The sequence below is a fragment of the Bacillus sp. NP157 genome, from assembly GCA_018889975.1.
Lineage (GTDB): Bacteria > Pseudomonadota > Gammaproteobacteria > Xanthomonadales > Rhodanobacteraceae > Luteibacter.
In genome coordinates this window covers 4,783,277-4,800,928 of record CP076546.1, presented here as the reverse complement: position 1 = coordinate 4,800,928, position 17,652 = coordinate 4,783,277, and the positions used below count along the sequence as shown (strand labels likewise).

Genomic DNA, 17,652 nt, shown 5'->3' with positions numbered 1-17,652 from the left:
CGCACCGGGCCCGGTGCGTGCGTCCCGACACGAAGGAACGCCATGCCGGGTTTTCGATTCTTCCAGCGCGTGTCGCAAGCGCCGACCCACCCGAAGAACGCGCCCGCCGCGCGCGAGTTCGATGTCGAGAACCTGTATGCCGGCCCGCTCGACACCGGCGCCGATGCACCGGGCGAGGCGCTGACCCTCGACGAGAAGCTGCGCCAGGCGTACTTCTGGATCGTCAACAACGCGATCATCAGCCCGCATTACGACATCGAATTCAACGAAGGCCCGGCGCCGAGCTTCAGCATCGGCGACACCCGTCGCACGCTGGTGCTGCCCTCCGCGCAGAGCTATTCCAGCTTCGTCCTGTTGCCCCTGCTGACCTTCGCCACGCGGCGCAAATGCCTGCTGGTCGGCGGACCCGGCCGCGGCAAGACCGCCAGCGCCACGCTGATGGGCGTGCTCGCCGGCTACCCGTTGCGTGAGGTGAAGCGCGCGATGCAGCACGGCCATCCGCAGATGACCGTCGCCGACCTGCTCGGCAACCCGCTGCCCGCCGACCTCGCCACCGCGCAGGACATGGACGACATCCGCATCGCCTGGCGTCGCTGGCTGGGCATGCGGGTGAAGATCGTCGACGAATACAACCGCATCCCCACCCGCACGCAAAGCGCCCTGCTCACCCTGATGGGCGACAACTACGCCGAAGTACTAAACCACGTCTACGAGTGTCCGGAATCGGCGTGGTACCTCACCGCCAACGACGACCTCGGTGGCGGCACCTACCAGGTGATCGAGGCCTTGCGCGATCGCATCGACGTCACCGTGCAGGCGCTGGCGTTCAACCCGCGCTTCCTCGACGACCTGCTGCTGCGGATCGAAGGCGACGTGCGTCCCGAAGACATGGTCCCGCCGGAGATCGTGTTCAGCGCGGAAGAGATCGACGCGATGTCGCGGCGGATCCGCGCGATCGAGGTCCCCGCGGACGTGCGTCGCCGGCTGGAGTTCTTCGCCAGCCAGTTCGAATTCATGGAAGTGGCCGGCCAGCAGCTGGAGTACATGACCAAGGACGCGGCGCGCCTGGCCGGCGGTGACTGGAACCGGCTCACCGCCACCGACACCGGTCGCGATCGCCTGAAAGACATCGGCTGCCAGACCCGCAACGGCCTTTCGGTACGCACCCTGCTGACCCTGCTGGTGTACGCCAAGGCCATGGCGTTCTTCCGCGGCAACGAATCCGTTGCGCTGGACGACCTGCGCCAGGTGGTGCCCTTCGTCCTGCACGGCAAGCTGCACCCGGACCTGGACTCGCCGTTCTTCGGCCTGCCGGAAAACGCGGTATACCGCACCGACACCTATAGCTGGCTGCGCCACCTGCTCGACCTGTCCAACGCGGATTACGACCAGTTCGACCTGGATCGCGACGACCCGGTCGGCAAGGCCTCCGAGGAGTTCGCCAGGGGCCTCGACGGCGTGGCCGAGCGTGACGTGCGCCGCCGCCTCGCCGCGATCGAACACCTCGTCGAAGAACGCACGAAGGGCCGCAAGCTGTATGGCCACATCTACGACGACCTGGTGAAGCTGAAATACCTGCACCAGCGCTACACCAACTACCTGCAGTGGCTGCGCGCGCAATGAAGCGCGTCGGACCGGCCCTCGCACGCGTGCTGGCGGCGGGTCGCAACGACTTCAATGCACGCGTCGCCACGGCGCGCCACCAATACCCCGCCTTCGATACCGAGGCCTTCGCCGCCCTGCTGGCCGGCCCGCTCGATGCGGTGGTCGCCGCCGTGCCGTCGGAACGCCAGGCCGCGGTGACGCTGGCGGGATATCACCTGTGCCTGCAACTGGCAGGCCGCGCAAGCGCGTCGCTGGTCGCCGTCAGCGCGGCGTGGGAGCGCCTGGCCGTGCCTGCCAGCGCGCTGATCGCGGTGCAGCCGGACAGCGTGCTGGGCGCGCTGAGCCACGCCACGCTACGCATCGCGCAGGCGCCCGGTGCCCGCCAGGCCATCTGGCTGGAAAGCTTCGCCACGCTGTCGCCGCGTTGCGAGACCGTCACGCAGTGGCGTGCCGTCGGCCAGGTGCTCGCGTGGCGTGCCGGCATGCCGACCTACCGCGACGGTGCGTTGCGCCTTGCCGCGCAGCTGCCCGCCGCGCTCGCCAGCGCCGCGCTCGGCGCGGAGGGCGAAGCGCTGCAGCCGCTGCTCGACGGACACGCCGCCGATCCCTGGTGGCAGCCGTCGGGACGCGTGGAGGCCTTGCGCGACGTGGGTGCGTTCACCGGCTTCGGCGGCGTGTTCCCCGAACCTCCCGAGGTGCGAGCGGATGCGGCGCGCTTCGTCGTGCGCAGCGGCGAGCGTTTCTTCGCGCTGGTCGCCGACGCCTACGGCGCGGCCCTGCTGCCGGCGACAGCCGATGAGTTCCACGCGGCGCGCGCGCCGGGCCGGCCGGACGCCGCATGGCGTGCCCGGCTCGGCGAACACGGCTTGCCCGCGGACGAACTGGCCGTCGTCGCGCATGCCGACGCGCTGGCGATCAGTTCGCCGTTCAGCCACGTCATCTGCGTGCAGCCCCTGCCGCGATGAGCGAGGCCACGACAACACCCCCGCCGCTACCCACGCCGGGCGAGCGCCTGGCCGCCTGGCGCACCGCGTGGCCGGCCGCACTGGCCTGCTGGAGCCGCTTCACCCGCCTGCGCGATCCGCGCCTGTGCGATACGCGCGTGGAAGCGGCGCAGGAAGGGCTGAGCGGCAGCTTCGCGATGATCCGCCTGTTCGACCAGAGCGTGGTGATCGACATGGAAACGGTGGCGCGGTTCGGCCTGGATGACCTCGCCGTGGAAGTGCTCGCCCACGAAATCGGCCACCACGTGCTGGCCCCCGCGACGGCCTCCGACCAGTTCCGCCTGCTCGCGCGCATGCGTCGCGCGTTGCCCACGCTGGAACGGCATGCGCCGATGGTGGCCAACCTCTACACCGACCTGTTCATCAACGACCGCCTGCAGCGCCGCGCCGGGCTGCGCATGGACGAGGTCTACCGGCGCCTGGCCAGGGCCACGCCCGCGTCGCCGGACAACCGCCTGTGGATGCTGTACATGGGCATCTACGAAGAACTGTGGAGCCTGCCGCGCGGCAGCCTCGGCGGCGCCGTCGACGACGTGCGCATCCGCGGCGACGCGTGGCTTGGCGCGCGGCTGATCCGCGTCTACAGCGGCGAGTGGCTGCATGCCGCCGGGCGCTTCGCCACCCTGTTGCTGGAATACCTGGTCGAAGACACCCACGGATCGGATGCGCTGGGTTACCTGCACGACACGCGGATGGCCGCCGAACACTGCGAGCCGAGCGGACTGGTCGACGTGGAGAGCGACGAACTCGACGGCGGCATCCATCCCAGCGAGGATCCGGGTCTCTCCGGCGAGCGGACGGCACCCGTCGAGCCCGCGACATCGAACGAGCGATCCACCGGCCAGGCACGCGAGCCATTCGAATACGGCGAGATCCTCAAGGCCGCGGGCGTCACCCGCAGCGAACACGACATCGCCGTGCGCTACTACCGCGAACGCGCCCTGCCCGACCTCGTGCCGTTCCCGACGCGACGCGCGCCCGAATCCCCCGAGCCCTTGCCCGAAGGCCTGGAAACCTGGGAAGTGGGCGACGCCGTCGAAGACATCGACTGGTTCCAGAGCGTGCTGGTGTCGCCGCGGATCATTCCCGGCGTGACCACCGTGCGCCGGACCATGGGCGTGTCGCCGGGGCGCGAGCAGGACGTCATCCCGGTCGACCTCGACATCTACGTGGACAGTTCCGGCTCGATGCCCAACCCGCAACAGCACACCTCGTACCTCGCCCTGGCCGGCGCGATCATCGCGCTGTCCGCCCTGCGCACGGGCTCGCGCGTGCAGGCGACGCTGTGGAGCGGCAAGCAGCAGTACATGCACACCGAGGGTTTCGTTCGCGACGAAGACGCGATCCTGCGCGTGCTCACCGGCTACTACGGTGGCGCCACCGCCTTTCCCATCCACCGGCTGCGCGAGACCTTCGCTGCGCGGCGCCCGCACGATCGCCCGGTGCATATCCTGATGATTTCCGATGCCGGCATCGACACGATGTTCGCCCGTGACGAGCAGGGGCTCAGCGGTTGGGACATCAGCGCGCATGCACTCGCCGTCGGTCGCGCCGGCGGCACCATGGCGCTGAATATCCCCGCGAACTGGACCTCGGGCCAGTGGTTCGGCGACCTGCGCCGCGCACGCGACGAACAGGGCTGGGCCATCCACCCCTGCGCGACGATGGAAGACCTGGTCGCGTTCGCCCGCGCCTTCAGCGACCAGCATTACCGCAACAGGGAAGCCGCCTGATGGAACGCGAAGGCCCCGTCCTTGAAACACTGACCCGCCGTCTCGCGGAAACGCCGGTGGAATTCCTCGACGAACCGCGCGTCGCGGCGGCGGGCACCGTGCGCGTCGCTGCGCTGGTGCACGACCTGCTGCGCCTGCACGGGCATCGCGTCGACGCGTCGGCCTTGCGTCGCTATGTCTCCGGCGATGCACGCGCCGATCGCAACCGCCTGATGCTGGTCCAGGTCACCACCTGGCTGCTCGCCGACGACTGGTTCGTCGACGCGAAGCCCGCGCGCGAGGGCCTGCTGCAGGTGCTCGACCAGGCCGCCGCCGAGCTGGTCGCCGGTGGCAGCGCGGACCGTTTCGTGCACGATGCCGAGCGCCGCGAAGAACTGGCCCGCACGGCGCTTGCCCGGCTTGGCTATCGCCCGGCGGGCGAAGCGCGCGCGGAAGCGACCGACCGGCTGTCGTCGATCAGCGGCGTGGAACGCGCACGCCTGCTGGAAGCGGCACGCAGCGCCGAGGAACGGGCACGGGCGATCCGCGAAGCGCTGGCGAAGAAGGCAGCCGCCGAATCGGCCGACAAGTGGACGCGTGAATGACCGAAGCCACCGATACCGACCGCTATCCGACCCTGAGCGACGCCGGCCGCGCGATGCTCCGGCGGATGCGCGAGCATCCGGCGGCACCGCGGTTCACCCAGGCCAGCGGTAACCGGCTGCGCGACGACGATCTCGCGGACCTCGCCGGCTACGAACAGGCCATGGCGGGCTCGCCGGTGCCGTCGATCAACGGCACGGAGCCCGCGTGGCTCGCCGGGGTGGTCGCGCATGCCTTCCGCGAGGTGCCGCACTACCGCGCGCTCGGTGCGCCGCCACGGCGCTTCAGCGACATCCAGCCGCTGTCGCGCGCGATGCTCGCGGCGGACGTCGCCAGCTTCGTGCCGGACAGCCTGCCGCTGGACCGGCTGGTCCAGTTCCAGACCACCGGCACCACCGGCCACCCGATGTTGGTGCCCTCGCATCCGCGCGTGGCGGGCCGCTACCTCACCCACCACCGCCGCGCACTGCGCCGGGTCGGGATCGAGCCCGTGGGCGGCGCCGACCGCGTGGGCGTGATCCTGCTCGGCCACCAGTCGCGCTGCTTCACCTACACCTCGGTGACCCCACAGACCGGCGAATCCGGGCTGGCGAAGATCAACCTGCATCCCGGCGACTGGCAGTCGCCCGCCGACCGCGAGGCGTGGCTCGACGCGATGGACCCCGAGTTCCTTGCCGGCGATCCGCTGTCCTTCGCCGAACTGCTGCGCGTGCCAACACGGGTCCGGCCACGCGCGCTGCTGTCGGTGTCGATGATGCTGTCGCCGGGCCTGCGCGATGCCCTGGCCGCGCGCTTCGGCTGCCCGGTGCTCGACATCTATTCGATGAACGAAGTCGGCCCCGTGGCCGTTTACGACGACGCGGCCGGTGGCCACGTCCCGCTGCAACCCCGCCTGTATATCGAGATCCTGCGCGACGACGGCACGCGTGCGGCGCAAGGCGAGCGCGGCGAGATCGTCGTCTCCGGCGGCTTCAACGATTACCTGCCCCTGCTGCGCTATCGCACCGGTGACTTCGCCGCCGCGGGCGAGCACGCCGGCGAGCCCGTGCTGCTCGACTTCGGCGGTCGCCGTCCGGTGCGCTTTCGCTGCGCCGACGGTGGCTGGGTGAACAACGTGGACGTGACCCACGCGCTGGGGCATCTTCCGCTGTCGCATTTCAGCGTGCACCAGCATGCCGATGGCGCGTTCACGCTGACCTTGCCGCTAAGCTTCCACGGCGGCGACGATGCGGCGCTCGCGCCACTGCACCGCCTGCTCGGCCCCGTGGCCATACGCGTGCAGCGCGACGCGCCCGATGCCAAGCCCCTGCAATACACCACCGACCTCGCCGCTGGACTGACGTGACCCCGCTCGAACTCATCGCCAACCTGCTCGCCACCGCCTCCATCCTCTTCGCCGGCCGCAACAGCGTGCACACGTGGTGGACCGGGCTGGTCGGCTGCGCCGTGTTCACCGTGGTGTTCTACGACGCGCACCTCTACGCCGACGTGCTGCTGCAGGTTTTCTTCGTCGTCACCAGCATCCTCGGCTGGATCCGTTGGGTGCGTGGGTCCAGCGAGAAACCGGTCAGCGACGCCAGCAGCTGGCGCGTGATCGGCCTGGCCACGCTCGCCGCCATCGTCGCGACGATCGGCTACGGCATGCTCCTGCACCGCTATACGCAGGCTTACCAGCCGTTCGCGGACTCCACCGTGCTTGCGTTCAGCGTGCTCGCCCAGGTGCTGCTGATGCGTCGCGACGTGGCGACATGGCCATTCTGGCTGCTGGTCAACAGCGTGGCGGTGCCGCTCTACCTCAGCCGCGGCCTGTACCTCACCGCGGGCCTCTACGCGGTGTACTGGGTGAACGCGATCATCGCCTGGCGCTACTGGTGGCGACTGGCACGCACGCCGAATGCCGAGGCCGACGCCGGGGCGGCGGCGTGAGCCTGCGGCGTGGCCTCGTCGTCGGCAAGTTCTCGCCGCTGCACCTGGGCCACGAGTACCTCGTGAACCAGGCGCTCGCCGCATGCGACGAGCTGACCGTGCTGGCGTACAGCCAGCCGTCGTTCGAGCGCTGCGATGCGGCGACCCGGGAGCGCTGGTTGCGCCTGCGTTTCCCACGCGCGGCGCGCATCGTGGTCCTCGACGACGCACGCCTCGCGGCTGCCGGGCACACGCGACGCATCCCCCACAACGACGAACCGGACGACGTGCAACGTGCGTTCGCCTGCTGGCTGTGCACCGATGTGCTGGGCACCACCTTCGAGGTGGTGTTCACCAGCGAGGACTACGGCCGCGGCTTCGCCGCGTCGCTCACGGACTGGTTCACGACCCATGTGCCGGGCTACGCGGGCGTCGTCGAACACGTGAGCGTCGATCGCGAGCGCGCCACGATCCCCGTCTCGGCGACACGGATCCGCCAGGACCCGGCCGCCGCCCGACGCTGGCTGGCTCCCGAGGTACACGCAGACTATGTGCGCCGCGCGTGCATCCTCGGTGGCGAATCGACCGGCAAGAGCACGCTGTGCGTCGACCTCGCCACGCGCCTCGATACCACGCATGTCGACGAGTACGGCCGCGAGTTGTGGGTGGCGCGCGACGGCGCCTTGCGTTACGACGACATGCTGCACATCGGCGAGGTGCAATGCGCGCGCGAGGACGAGGCGGCACGCGGCGCGCTCGGCTGGCTGGTCTGCGACACCAGTCCTTTGACGACGCTGTTCTACAACCATGCGCTGTTCGGTCGTGCGGATCCGCTGCTGGAGGCGCTTGCCGCGCGGCGCTACGACCACGTCTTCCTGTGCGCCCCGGAATTCCCGTTCGTGCAGGACGGCACGCGCCAGGACGAAGCGTTCCGCGACCGGCAGCATGCGTGGTACCTCGACGAGCTTGGCCGTCGCGGGATGCCGTTTACGCTGTTGCGGGGTGATCGGGAGCAGCGCTGTGCCGCGGCCGCTGCATCGCTTGCGACGGCAGGCGCATTGTCAGGCGCGGGATGACCAGCGGGCCCCGGTGACCCGGTCGCGATGCTCGAGGTCGCGCGTGGTCGTGACATCCGACCATCTGCGAACGTCGAATAGCGCGCGTGACGCGTCGCCCTGGTTCCAGCCGTGTTCGAACATCAGCCAACCCGTGTCGTGCAAATGTGCCGGCGAGCCATCGATGATGCGCCGGATGTCGTCGAGGCCATCGGCGCCCGAGGCCAGTGCGGAGCGCGGCTCGAAGCGCAGGTCGCCCTTCGCCAGGTGTTCGTCCGCCTCTTCGATATACGGTGGGTTGCTGACGATGACGTCGTAGCGTTCGTCGCCCAGCGGCGCGAACCAGTCGCCGTGATGGAAGGCCACGCGCAGCCCGAGGCGTCGTGCGTTGCGCTGGGCGACATCCAGCGCGGCGGCACTCGCGTCGACGGCGTGCACCACGGCGTCGGGTCGTTCCTTCGCCACTGCCAGCGCGATGGCGCCGCTGCCGGTACCGAGGTCGAGCAGCCGGCCGCCTTCGGGCAGGTGGACCAGGGCGAGTTCGACGAGGAGTTCGGTTTCCGGACGCGGGATCAGCGTGGCCGGCGTGACTTCGAGCGCCAGCGACCAGAAGTCGCGATACCCGGTGATGTAGGCCACCGGCTCGCCGGCGACGCGGCGCTGGACCAGCGCGTCGAACACGGCCTCGTCGGCCGCGGGCAGCGCATCGTCCGCGTGGGCGAAGAACCAGGCCCGGTTCACACCCAGGGCATGGCCCAGCAGCAGCTCGGCCTCGAGGCGGTCGCCGAGGGCGTGGCTGGCCTGGCGCAGGATCGTACGGACGTCGGTCATGCGGGGGATTCTAGCGGGCGGTGGGGTGGGTGGTGGGAGGCCGGTTGGGCGCGGGTGGAGAACCCGGTGGCGTTTAGGGGTGGGTCATTCGGTGAGGACGCGGGATCTTGCGCGTGGTCGCGCGCGAGGCGCGCTCCTACAATGGGGCGATGCGCCTTGTCCTTATCGCCCTCGCCTTGCTTGGCCTCGCCGGCTGCCGGGCGACGTTCTTCGCGACCATCAACGCGACGCAAACGGGCGCGGGCGTCGTGGCACATCCCGGCATCGTCTATGACCCGGTACACCACCTGGCGCTGGATGTGTACGCCCCGCCCGGTGCCACGAACGCGCCCGTCGTCGTCTACTTCTACGGCGGCGACTGGCAGCACGGGAAACGGCAGTGGGACCGCTGGATGGGCGAGGCGCTGGCGCGTAACGGGGTCGTGGCCGTGGTCCCGGACATTCGGCTCTGGCCGATCGTGCCGATGGCGGGCTTCCTCGCGGACGCCGTGCAGGCGGTGGGCTGGGTGCACGAGCATATCGGCGAGTTCGGCGGCGCGCCGGGCGACCTCTTCCTGATGGGGCACTCGTCGGGAGGCCATATCGCGGCGATGCTGGCCACCGACAAACAATGGCTGGCCACCGTGGGCATGCAGCCGCGCGACCTCGCCGGATGGATCGGCGTGGCAGGCACGTACGACTTCCTGCCGATCGACGACGACGCCGACTACCTGGGCATGTTCGGCACGTCACCGGCGGCGCAGGCCGCGTCGCAGCCCGTGAACTTCGTCGACGGCGATGAGCCGCCTGCGTTGCTGCTACAGGGCGAGAAAGACACCGAGGTGTATCCCTCGGAGGCGTTGTCCATGCAAGCGCGGTACAACGATGCGGGCGAGGCGGCCGAGCTGAAGCTCTACCCCGGCGTCGGCCACGAAGGCCTTCTCCTCTCCTTCGGCCCCATGAAGCACCGGGCCAGCACGCTGGCGGACACCATCGACTTCATCCACGGGCACCCGGGCCACTGAGCGGCGTCTGACAGGGCCGGGCCGCATGCCTGCCGCTAATCGAAGAACGCAAAGTGGAGTTCAGCGATGACTTTGTCGTCGCGAAACAGCGCGTAGTAGTAGGGGTCGCCCACGTCGCGGTTCCGACGCTCACGCGTGCAATCGACGAGGCGCAACTGGTCTCCGTCCCGTCGCACCGAAAGCAGTCGGTTCCATTCGGGATAGGTCTCCGGTGCGGAACCGCCGAGCGTCTTCACGTCGTCGACGACCTGGGCTGGGCTCAACGGAACGGATATCTCGCAGCCTGGGAATCCCCACTGCTTCGCCACCTTCCCTGGCACGACGTCGACATGCGCGGGCGAGGAGGCGCAGGCCGAGGCGAGGCACGACAGGACGAGCATGGCGACTGGCGGATAACGCCACGAGGGCACGCGTCGCGGGCTGCACACGTCACTCTCCATGCTTTCTCCCACTCCCGTGCCCGGCACGCACGCATCGCAAGAACATAGGTGCTGCAAACCGGCGGTGTCAACAAACCCAGGGGGTCGCGAGTCGATCTTTGCATCCGTCTTCACGCCCGGTACGTAAACGTTGGGTATGACCCGACTCATCCTCGCTTCCCTCGCCGCCCTGCTCCTCGCCGGCTGCCAGTCCGCCCTCTTCGGCGTGGTAAATGCCCGCCAGCCCGCGGGCGACACCGTCGCGCACCACGACATCCCCTTCGATGGCGCGCTGTCGCTCGACGTCTACTCACCGCCGGACGCGAAGAACGCGCCGGTGGTGGTGTTCTTCTACGGCGGCAGCTGGAAAAGCGGCAAGCGGCAGTGGTATCGCTGGGTCGGCGAATCGCTCGCGTCGCGTGGGATCGTCGTGGTGATCCCCGATTACCGCACGTGGCCGAAGGCACGGCTCGATGGCTTCATGGACGATGCCGCGCACGCCACGGCGTGGGCCCGGGAGAACGTCGCGAAGTACGGTGGCGATCCTTCGCGGCTCTACGTGATGGGTCATTCGGCGGGTGCGCATATCGCCTCGCTGCTCGCCACTGATAAGCAATGGCTGGGCAAGGTCGGCATGCAACCCCGCCAGCTGTCGGGCTTCATCGGCCTGGCCGGGCCGTACGACTTCCTGCCGCTGAAACGCGACGACTTCATCGACATGTTCGGCAAGACCCCGGAGGCCCAGGCCCGCTCGCAGCCCGTGAACTTCGTCGACGGCGACGAGCCGCCTGCGTTGCTGCTGCAGGGCGACGACGATTCGACGGTGAAGCCTTCGAATGCACAGTCGCTCGCCAAACACTACGAAACCAAAGGCGAACCGGTCACGCTCAAGCTCTACCCCGGCATCACCCACATGAGCATCCTGTTCGCGCTAGGCCCCTCGAAAGCCAAGGCCCCCGTCCTCCAGGACATCGACACCTTCATCAAAACCACCAGCACCCCCCACCCCCTGTAGGAGCGCGCCCGCGCGCGACCGAATCCGCCACAACCCATCAGGGCTGCAACCCCTCAATACCGCTTCCTCCCCTCCGCATTCCCCCCACGCGCCGCATCCAGCACCTCCGGATACGGATAGTTCAACCCGAGCAACTGCCGGATATCCGGGCCGGCCTGCTTCACGAAGGCCTCCGGCAACGCCGCCGGCAGGTCTTCCATCGGCTTGACGAACTTGGGCAGGTACTGGGTGATGATCGCCGTGCGATCGATGCTGCTGCGGTTGGGCATCGCGCAGTGCCACACCGCGCCGAAGAACACGACGGTGTCGCCCGGTTCGCCGAGCATGCGCTCGCAGCGGCTGAAGAAGCCGTCGCCTTCGTCGGGGTAGCGCAGCTCGCGCTGCGTGCCGGGCACGTAGGCGGTGGCGCCGGTTTCCTCGGTGAACGGATCGAGCATGATCGTCACCTGCCCGTTCAACGGGAATGACGCATTGATTCGCGTCGGGTGGGTCTGCGGCGAGTGGTAATCCCAGTACGGATAGTCGATGTGCGGCTCCTGCCCCGGGCCACCGGGCAGGATACGGTTCGCGGCGATCGAGCCCATGATGAACTCGCTGCCGAGGAAGGCGCGCATTACCTGCATGATCGCCGGGTGCGCCGCCATCCGCGAGAACACCTCGCCCTTGGCGAGCAGGTTCCAAACACGCCGCTGCAGGTTGATCCGCCCGGCCTTCTCCGCATCGCCCTGGAAATGGGTGACCTTGGACCCGCGGTCGTCCTGGTTGGATTCGCGCATGACGATGTCGCGCGCTTCGGCGATCTCCTCGGGCGTGAACAGGCCACGCAGGGTCACCGCACCCATGCCTTCCAGCAGCTCGCGGACGATGGCATCGGTATCGAGGTTGGCTTCGGTGAAAACCGGGGGGACGACGGCTGGCTGGCGAACGGCATTCATGGCGGGTCTCCGGCCGCGCGGGGGCGGCAAAGGGGTCTTGTCGGGGACTACGCTAGGCCGTTTTGCAAGCGCTTGCAAATTGCGGTGCAACATGGTCAGGATGGGCTACGTTCTGTGGGGTCGCGCGCGGGCGCGCTCCTACAGGGGGGCGTTTTATTCTTGCGGGGTGCCGGATGAGAGAGATTGGGGTGGGATTGATCGGGGCGGGGTATATGGGCAAGGCCCATACGATCGCGTTGCAGTCGGTCGGGGCGATTTTCGAGACCGGGCTGCGCCCGGTGTGCGAGATGATCGCGACCTCGACGGCGGATGGCGCGGCGGCCCATGCGAGCCGGTGGGGCTGGCGGCGTTCGACGGGCGACTGGCGGGCGCTGGTCGCCGATCCCGCCGTGGAGGCGGTGATCATCGCCACGCCGCCGCGTACCCACCTGGAGATGGTGCTGGCCTGCATCGCGGCGGGGAAGCCGATCCTCTGCGAGAAACCACTCGGCTGTGACGCGAGTGAATCGCTGCGCATGACCGAGGCGATCGAGCAGGCAGGCCTGGCCAGCATGGTCGGCTACAACTACATCCGCACGCCGGCGAGCCAGCTGGCCCGGCAGGTGATTGCGTCGGGCGAGATCGGCGAGGTTATCCAGGTGACGGCGGAACACGTGGAGGATTACCTGCACGATCCCGCCCTGCCCGCCTCGTGGCGTACGCGGATCAGCACCGGCACCGCTGCCGGCGCGCTCGCCGATGTCGCACCGCATATCGTCAACGCATGCCTGCGCCTGGTCGGGCCGATCGCGAGCCTCATCGCCGACACCCAGATCGTGCACGCCTCGCGCCCGGGAGCGGACGGCCCGGAAGCGGTCGAGAACGACGACCAGGGCCAGATGTTGTTGCGCTTCGCCAACGGTGCCAGCGGCAGCCTCAGCTTCAGCCGCGTCGCCGCCGGCCGGAAGATGGGCTACACCTATCGGATCACCGGCACGCGTGGCGCCTTGTACTTCGACCAGGAAGACCAGAACGCGCTGTGGCTTTACGACGCCGCGCGCGAACCGGCACGGCGTGGATTCCAGAAGCTGCTGATGGGGCCGCCACATCCGGATTACCTCGCCTTCAACCAGGGCTTTGGCCACGGCACCGGCTACAACGACCAGATCGTCATCGAGCTGCGCGACTTCCTGCAGGCGATCGAGACGGGCGAAACGGTCTGGCCGACATTCCGCGATGGCTACGAGGTGGATCGGGTGATCGAGGCCGCGCTGGTATCCGCCGCCGAACGCCGCTGGATCCCCCTCATGTAGGAGCGCGCCTGCGCGCGAAAGGTGTCACGACAAGGCCCCATCCGCGCGCAGACGGAAAACCAAGTCCCGCTCAGCGCAAACTACGCCGCACCACCAGTTCACACCCAAACAACTTACTCCGCGGCACCGCATCGGCGTTCTCCACCCATGCCGCGATCTTCTCGATCGCATGCAGCACCATCTCCCGGATCGGCTGGCGTACGGTGGTCAGCGAATAGGACGACCAAGCGGCGAGCGGCATGTCGTCGAAGCCGACGATGCTGACCTGGCCGGGCACGTCGACGCCGCGTTCGCGGCAGGCATCGATGGCGCCCATGGCGAGCACGTCGTCGCCGCAGAACACGCCGTCGACGCGCGCGTCGTCGTCGAGCAGCGCCAGCATGGCGTCGCGTCCGTGATCGTGGGTGTAGTTGCCGGCGAAGCGGGTGTGCTTGAGCGCCTTGCCGGCCGCGTCGGCGAACCCATCGGCGCGATCGGTCGACGACACATCGTGTGGCGAGCCACCGATGTAGGCGAGGCGGCGCAGGCCACGCCCGCGCATCGCTTCGCCGACCAGGCGGCCGCCGGCGACGTTGTCGACGGTCGCCACCGGCACTGGGGCACCCCGCCCGGCGCGGCCGAAGACGTGGATCACCGGCATGCCCGCCGCCCGGCACGACGCGGCGAAGCCCGCCGGCGGCGCCGAGGTGGCGATCAGCACGGCATCGACGCTGTACTGGCGCATCATGTCCAGCGCCTGGCTGCCGTCCTCGTCTTCGCCGAGGTTCGCCAGCAAGGGGCGCAGGCCACGAGCCTGCAGCTCGCGGGTGAACAGGTCGAACACCTCCATGAAGGTGGGGTTCGCGAAGTGGTTGGAGACCAGGCCGATCAGCGCCGTCTTGCCGGTCATCAGGCTGCGCGCGAGCTGGTTCGGCCGGTAGCCCAGCGACTCGGCCGCCGCCAGCACCCGCTCCTTCGTCTTCGACGACACGCTGGCGCCCGGCGTGAACGTTCGCGACACGGCCGAGATGGATACCCCGGCGAGTTCGGCGACGTCACGAGCGGTGCTGGTGCGGGTGTGCATGGGGTAAGCGTAACCCAAGCGCTGGCGCTCGGTAGATGCCTAGGCCTCCATCGAAATACCCAGGCCGGTGGCCTCCAGTGCGTCGAGGCGGTCGAGCATGCCCGTGTAGAACGATGCACGGGCGTCGTGCAGGTCGAGGAGGAAGTCGCGGTGGCCCTCCATGCGCGCGCGGACGTTGATGGGAACGTCCGGGGCGCCAAGCTCTTCGTCCGGCGTCATCATCAATTCGAGCGCACTTACTTCCTCGCGTGTAATCCGGCCAGCAAAGATCATCTCGTTGATGTACTCCCCCAGCCGTCGCGGTGTGACACGAGAGAAATCGACGGATTTGGGTACTTCGGCGGCTTTCTCAGAAGCGAGCATCGTTTTCGCGATGACCGTAGGCACCGCCGACGCGACAGATACGCGGGCGGGTGAATCGTTAAAGGACGAGATCTGCATGAACGTGCTCCGTAAGCCAAACGAGCCGGAAGGACATGCCACCCAACTGGACATGACGCGCTGCATAGGGATTCGACCGCATGGCTACGCCTCCACTGACACGCCAAGTCCGGTGGCTTCAAATGCATCGAGTTGATTAAGAAGGCCGCTGTAGAAGCCGGCTCGTGCGTCGTGCAGGTCGAGAAGGAAGTCGCGGTGGCCTTCCATCCGCGCGCGAACGTCGATCGGCGTATCGGGCGCTCCCCAGCGTTCATTTGAATAAAGCATATTCATGAGCCCGCTCGCATCCTCGGCGCTGATGCGATCGGCGAATATCAGCTGATCGACGTACTCGTTCAACTGCCTTGGCGTGACGTGGGAGAAATCGATGTTTCTAGGGATGTCGGGCGTGTCTGGCGATTGGATCTTCTTTGCGATGACGGCAGGCACGGCCGATACCACCGACACTGGATTGGATCCGTTGCTCAACGACGTGATCTGCATGGCGTACTCCCGGGATGAGTACTCCGATGACAGCACGACCCACCACCATGCGTGCCGCACGGGACACACGAAGAGACACCGCCTACACGTATTGATGCTTTGTGCCTACACGCCGCGCCTAGCTTGACGCGGGCGACGCCAGACGCGCCATTCTCCTACGTTCTGACGAGGGCGCCTGCCATCCCCGACCCCACTCCCAATCGCCAGGATAGTCGTCGGCCAACAGGGCCGAGCAGGAGAATTGAATGAAAATACATCATGTCGCTTGTTGCGCCCTCATGGGCACGACGATCAATGCAACGGCTGCCCCGTCTGTTAGCGCGTACGTCTACTCCGTTGAATCGGAGAAGGTTGGACGTGAAATCGTGACCGGACGACAAACCACGCAAAGAGACCACGGCGGTCGCTGGCTCTACATCAAGACCGACGAAATCGGCATGGGCAACGCACCGCAGGCGCGCCTGCTCGGAAGTCCGCTGAAGGAGATCGCCACCGAGCGGCTCTGCAACACCGGCCGCGGCGTGGGTGCCTGCAAGCGTGGCGACACCATCGTGGGTTACCGGCGCACCTGGGACGCGTCGGGGCGTGAAGGTGGCAACTTTGAATTCATGATCTTCCCGCGCGGGCCGGGTGCGACCGTGCGGGTGGGGTTCCAGGTGCAGTGATGAAAAAGAAGCCCGGGCGGTTGGGGCCCGGGCTTCTGGTCTTGTTGGGGGTGGCGTTGCGATTGGGTGGGATCGCCATCTCGGTCGCGCGCGGGGGCGCTCCTACAAGGGGCCGGCAGCTATCGCTTGTAGCGGTGGTCAGGGGACGATGTCGACTCTGAATTCCGGGACGAGCCGCAGATAGTCGCCACCATCTGCCTGGGCAACAAAGACGGCTTCGCAGATATCCGCCTTCAGGCGATCGAAATCGACCTTATCCAACGCGTCCTTACCCAGGGCCGCAAAGAGACCATCTTTGATCGAACTCTCTAGGATATGCGTAACGAGGGTTTTAGGGCGTGACTCAATTTCTCCGGTAGCCATGGGGCCGCTTCGCGGGATACCTCTCTCTGCGTAAGTGTCGAATCCGAACCTGAGATCGCCCTCGGTGTAGTCGTAGGGAACCATGTTGTCGGTATCGGCAAAGCGAAAGGCCATGCTCACGACGATGCCGCGATCATCGTCTACGGCGCCCAACCCATGATCCGTCAATCGAAACGCTGCCATCGTCTTTCTTCCTGAAAAAATACATACCAGACCGTGCCCCAAGCGCGAGCAAACGCGGCTTGAGAAGAATTTCACTGACGCTGCAGAAGACGTGGCTCACTAAGGAATGAAGTCCACTTTATAGTGCGGCACCAAGCGCAGATACCGACCATTATCAGACGCAGTAACAAAAACTGCTTCGAGGATATCCTCTTTGATGCGTTCGTAATCCACCTTGTGCAAAGCGTCAGGCCCTAACGAGCGAATCAGGCCTTCTCGAACAGAACTCTCTAAGACATGTGTAACAAGAGTGTTGGGACGCGGCTGCGACTCGCCATCGATAAGTGCTCCACCTACTGGAATACCGTCCTCTGCTTCCGTATCGAAGCCGAATGTCAATTCGCCTTCGATGTAATCGAATGGCACGCTGTTGTCGATATCCGCAAATCGAAACGCCATCTTCACTGTGATACCGCGCGATTCATCGATCGCACCAACCGCGTTTTCCATGAGACGAAATGCCATCGCTGATCCTTGACTAGACGTGGGTGGGCTGCCGCTGCTCTGTTCGCTGCCGATCATGGAACAATGTCGACCCTGAACTCCGGAACCAGGCGCAAGTAGTCGCCACGGTCCGCCTCGACGACGAAAACGGCTTCACGAATATCCATCTTGATCCGATCGAAATCGACGAGATCCAATGCGCCTACACCCAGCGCTGCGACGAGACCATCTTTGATTGAGCTCTCGAGGATATGCGTAACGAGGGTCGTGGGACGCGGCTCAACCTCACCGGTTGCCATAGGCCCAGTGAGCGGGATGCCGACTTCTGCTTCGGTGTCGAAACCGAATTTGAGATCACCCTCGGCGTAATCGTAGGGAACCCTGTTGCCGATGTCGGTGAAGCGAAAGGCCATGTCCACGAGGATGCCGCGAGCCTCGTCTATGGCACCTAGTCCGTTGTCCGTCAATCGAAAAGCCATCCTGCGATTCTCCTCGGGGCGTTCTTAAAAAAGGCCGGGCGATTTCTCGCCCGGCCTATTCTAGTTGTTGCTGGCTTTCGCGCGCAGGCGCGCTCCTACATGGGGTTGCGGG

The 17,652-nt window shown here is 67.1% G+C and carries 20 protein-coding genes; 11 read left to right on the top strand and 9 right to left on the bottom strand.

Translation table 11 applies throughout. The annotated features are described in order from the left end of the window. Positions 1-42: 42 nt before the first annotated feature. From KPL74_21710 to KPL74_21680, 7 genes are read left to right on the top strand one after another with little or no spacing between them, the layout of a single operon-like run. Positions 43-1,623, top strand: a complete 1,581-nt coding sequence (locus tag KPL74_21710; GenBank protein QWT20345.1) for an AAA family ATPase — start codon at positions 43-45, stop codon at positions 1,621-1,623. After that, on the top strand, positions 1,620-2,570 hold the full coding sequence (locus tag KPL74_21705; GenBank protein QWT20344.1) for a hypothetical protein: 951 nt from the start codon (positions 1,620-1,622) through the stop codon (positions 2,568-2,570). The genes KPL74_21710 and KPL74_21705 overlap by 4 nt, the downstream gene beginning before the upstream one ends. Next, positions 2,567-4,342, top strand: a complete 1,776-nt coding sequence (locus KPL74_21700) for a VWA domain-containing protein (protein ID QWT20343.1) — start codon at positions 2,567-2,569, stop codon at positions 4,340-4,342. Before KPL74_21705 ends, KPL74_21700 begins: the two co-directional genes overlap by 4 nt. Then, a complete protein-coding gene (locus KPL74_21695; protein ID QWT20342.1) occupies positions 4,342-4,926 on the top strand; it encodes a hypothetical protein in 585 nt (194 codons plus the stop codon). Before KPL74_21700 ends, KPL74_21695 begins: the two co-directional genes overlap by 1 nt. Further along, complete coding sequence (locus KPL74_21690; GenBank protein QWT20341.1) at positions 4,923-6,269, top strand: hypothetical protein; 1,347 nt, start codon at positions 4,923-4,925, stop codon at positions 6,267-6,269. The genes KPL74_21695 and KPL74_21690 overlap by 4 nt, the downstream gene beginning before the upstream one ends. Beyond that, the gene (pnuC, locus tag KPL74_21685) at positions 6,266-6,850 is read left to right on the top strand and encodes a nicotinamide riboside transporter PnuC (protein ID QWT20340.1); all 585 of its coding nucleotides are present in this window, start codon (positions 6,266-6,268) and stop codon (positions 6,848-6,850) included. The genes KPL74_21690 and pnuC overlap by 4 nt, the downstream gene beginning before the upstream one ends. Continuing rightward, on the top strand, positions 6,847-7,905 hold the full coding sequence (locus KPL74_21680; protein QWT22649.1) for an AAA family ATPase: 1,059 nt from the start codon (positions 6,847-6,849) through the stop codon (positions 7,903-7,905). The genes pnuC and KPL74_21680 overlap by 4 nt, the downstream gene beginning before the upstream one ends. Here KPL74_21680 and prmC read toward each other — a convergent pair. Beyond that, positions 7,891-8,715: a peptide chain release factor N(5)-glutamine methyltransferase gene (gene prmC, locus KPL74_21675; protein QWT20339.1), complete on the bottom strand. Its 825-nt coding sequence runs from the start codon at positions 8,713-8,715 to the stop codon at positions 7,891-7,893. The two genes, KPL74_21680 and prmC, sit on opposite strands and share 15 nt — an antisense overlap. 149 nt (positions 8,716-8,864) lie before the next feature. Here prmC and KPL74_21670 point away from each other — a divergent pair, with 149 nt between their 5' ends. After that, on the top strand, positions 8,865-9,719 hold the full coding sequence (locus KPL74_21670) for an alpha/beta hydrolase (GenBank protein QWT20338.1): 855 nt from the start codon (positions 8,865-8,867) through the stop codon (positions 9,717-9,719). Positions 9,720-9,754: 35 nt separating this feature from the next. On the opposite strand, the gene KPL74_21665 is transcribed toward KPL74_21670, so the two are convergent. Further along, positions 9,755-10,147 carry a hypothetical protein gene (locus KPL74_21665; GenBank protein ID QWT20337.1) on the bottom strand — a complete coding sequence of 131 codons (393 nt, stop codon included), beginning with the start codon at positions 10,145-10,147 and terminating at the stop codon, positions 9,755-9,757. Between the two features lie 148 nt (positions 10,148-10,295). Here KPL74_21665 and KPL74_21660 point away from each other — a divergent pair, with 148 nt between their 5' ends. Next, complete coding sequence (locus tag KPL74_21660) at positions 10,296-11,153, top strand: alpha/beta hydrolase (GenBank protein QWT20336.1); 858 nt, start codon at positions 10,296-10,298, stop codon at positions 11,151-11,153. A gap of 53 nt (positions 11,154-11,206) precedes the next feature. On the opposite strand, the gene KPL74_21655 is transcribed toward KPL74_21660, so the two are convergent. Further along, on the bottom strand, positions 11,207-12,088 hold the full coding sequence (locus KPL74_21655) for a phytanoyl-CoA dioxygenase family protein (GenBank protein ID QWT20335.1): 882 nt from the start codon (positions 12,086-12,088) through the stop codon (positions 11,207-11,209). A 212-nt stretch (positions 12,089-12,300) separates the two neighbouring features. Here KPL74_21655 and KPL74_21650 point away from each other — a divergent pair, with 212 nt between their 5' ends. Next, positions 12,301-13,380 carry a Gfo/Idh/MocA family oxidoreductase gene (locus tag KPL74_21650; GenBank protein ID QWT20334.1) on the top strand — a complete coding sequence of 360 codons (1,080 nt, stop codon included), beginning with the start codon at positions 12,301-12,303 and terminating at the stop codon, positions 13,378-13,380. 70 nt (positions 13,381-13,450) lie between these two features. Here KPL74_21650 and KPL74_21645 read toward each other — a convergent pair whose 3' ends face one another. From KPL74_21645 to KPL74_21635, 3 genes are all read right to left on the bottom strand, one after another. After that, on the bottom strand, positions 13,451-14,443 hold the full coding sequence (locus tag KPL74_21645) for a LacI family transcriptional regulator (protein QWT20333.1): 993 nt from the start codon (positions 14,441-14,443) through the stop codon (positions 13,451-13,453). 39 nt (positions 14,444-14,482) lie between these two features. Beyond that, positions 14,483-14,884 (bottom strand): hypothetical protein, encoded by a 402-nt coding sequence (locus KPL74_21640; GenBank protein QWT20332.1) that lies wholly within the window; start codon positions 14,882-14,884, stop codon positions 14,483-14,485. An 84-nt stretch (positions 14,885-14,968) separates the two neighbouring features. Further along, positions 14,969-15,367, bottom strand: a complete 399-nt coding sequence (locus KPL74_21635; protein QWT20331.1) for a hypothetical protein — start codon at positions 15,365-15,367, stop codon at positions 14,969-14,971. Positions 15,368-15,645: 278 nt separating this feature from the next. Between KPL74_21635 and KPL74_21630 the strand changes: the two genes are divergently transcribed. Next, complete coding sequence (locus KPL74_21630) at positions 15,646-16,032, top strand: YolA family protein (protein QWT20330.1); 387 nt, start codon at positions 15,646-15,648, stop codon at positions 16,030-16,032. A 138-nt stretch (positions 16,033-16,170) separates the two neighbouring features. Here KPL74_21630 and KPL74_21625 read toward each other — a convergent pair whose 3' ends face one another. From KPL74_21625 to KPL74_21615, 3 genes are all read right to left on the bottom strand, one after another. After that, on the bottom strand, positions 16,171-16,578 hold the full coding sequence (locus KPL74_21625) for a hypothetical protein (GenBank protein ID QWT20329.1): 408 nt from the start codon (positions 16,576-16,578) through the stop codon (positions 16,171-16,173). Positions 16,579-16,677: 99 nt separating this feature from the next. After that, a complete protein-coding gene (locus KPL74_21620; GenBank protein QWT20328.1) occupies positions 16,678-17,082 on the bottom strand; it encodes a hypothetical protein in 405 nt (134 codons plus the stop codon). Positions 17,083-17,135: 53 nt separating this feature from the next. Further along, positions 17,136-17,540, bottom strand: a complete 405-nt coding sequence (locus tag KPL74_21615; GenBank protein QWT20327.1) for a hypothetical protein — start codon at positions 17,538-17,540, stop codon at positions 17,136-17,138. Positions 17,541-17,652 lie beyond the last annotated feature (112 nt).

Coding starts and splice junctions, on each gene's coding strand:
- KPL74_21655 (QWT20335.1), bottom strand. CDS start 12,088: ATGAATGCCGTTCGCCAGCCAGCCGTCGTCCCCCCGGTTTTCACCGAA.
- KPL74_21645 (QWT20333.1), bottom strand. CDS start 14,443: ATGCACACCCGCACCAGCACCGCTCGTGACGTCGCCGAACTCGCCGGG.
- KPL74_21660 (QWT20336.1), top strand. CDS start 10,296: ATGACCCGACTCATCCTCGCTTCCCTCGCCGCCCTGCTCCTCGCCGGC.
- KPL74_21625 (QWT20329.1), bottom strand. CDS start 16,578: ATGGCAGCGTTTCGATTGACGGATCATGGGTTGGGCGCCGTAGACGAT.
- KPL74_21670 (QWT20338.1), top strand. CDS start 8,865: ATGCGCCTTGTCCTTATCGCCCTCGCCTTGCTTGGCCTCGCCGGCTGC.
- KPL74_21700 (QWT20343.1), top strand. CDS start 2,567: ATGAGCGAGGCCACGACAACACCCCCGCCGCTACCCACGCCGGGCGAG.
- KPL74_21695 (QWT20342.1), top strand. CDS start 4,342: ATGGAACGCGAAGGCCCCGTCCTTGAAACACTGACCCGCCGTCTCGCG.
- prmC (QWT20339.1), bottom strand. CDS start 8,715: ATGACCGACGTCCGTACGATCCTGCGCCAGGCCAGCCACGCCCTCGGC.
- KPL74_21705 (QWT20344.1), top strand. CDS start 1,620: ATGAAGCGCGTCGGACCGGCCCTCGCACGCGTGCTGGCGGCGGGTCGC.
- KPL74_21620 (QWT20328.1), bottom strand. CDS start 17,082: ATGGCATTTCGTCTCATGGAAAACGCGGTTGGTGCGATCGATGAATCG.
- KPL74_21650 (QWT20334.1), top strand. CDS start 12,301: ATGGGCAAGGCCCATACGATCGCGTTGCAGTCGGTCGGGGCGATTTTC.
- KPL74_21710 (QWT20345.1), top strand. CDS start 43: ATGCCGGGTTTTCGATTCTTCCAGCGCGTGTCGCAAGCGCCGACCCAC.
- KPL74_21640 (QWT20332.1), bottom strand. CDS start 14,884: ATGCAGATCTCGTCCTTTAACGATTCACCCGCCCGCGTATCTGTCGCG.
- KPL74_21690 (QWT20341.1), top strand. CDS start 4,923: ATGACCGAAGCCACCGATACCGACCGCTATCCGACCCTGAGCGACGCC.
- KPL74_21635 (QWT20331.1), bottom strand. CDS start 15,367: ATGCAGATCACGTCGTTGAGCAACGGATCCAATCCAGTGTCGGTGGTA.
- KPL74_21615 (QWT20327.1), bottom strand. CDS start 17,540: ATGGCTTTTCGATTGACGGACAACGGACTAGGTGCCATAGACGAGGCT.
- KPL74_21630 (QWT20330.1), top strand. CDS start 15,646: ATGGGCACGACGATCAATGCAACGGCTGCCCCGTCTGTTAGCGCGTAC.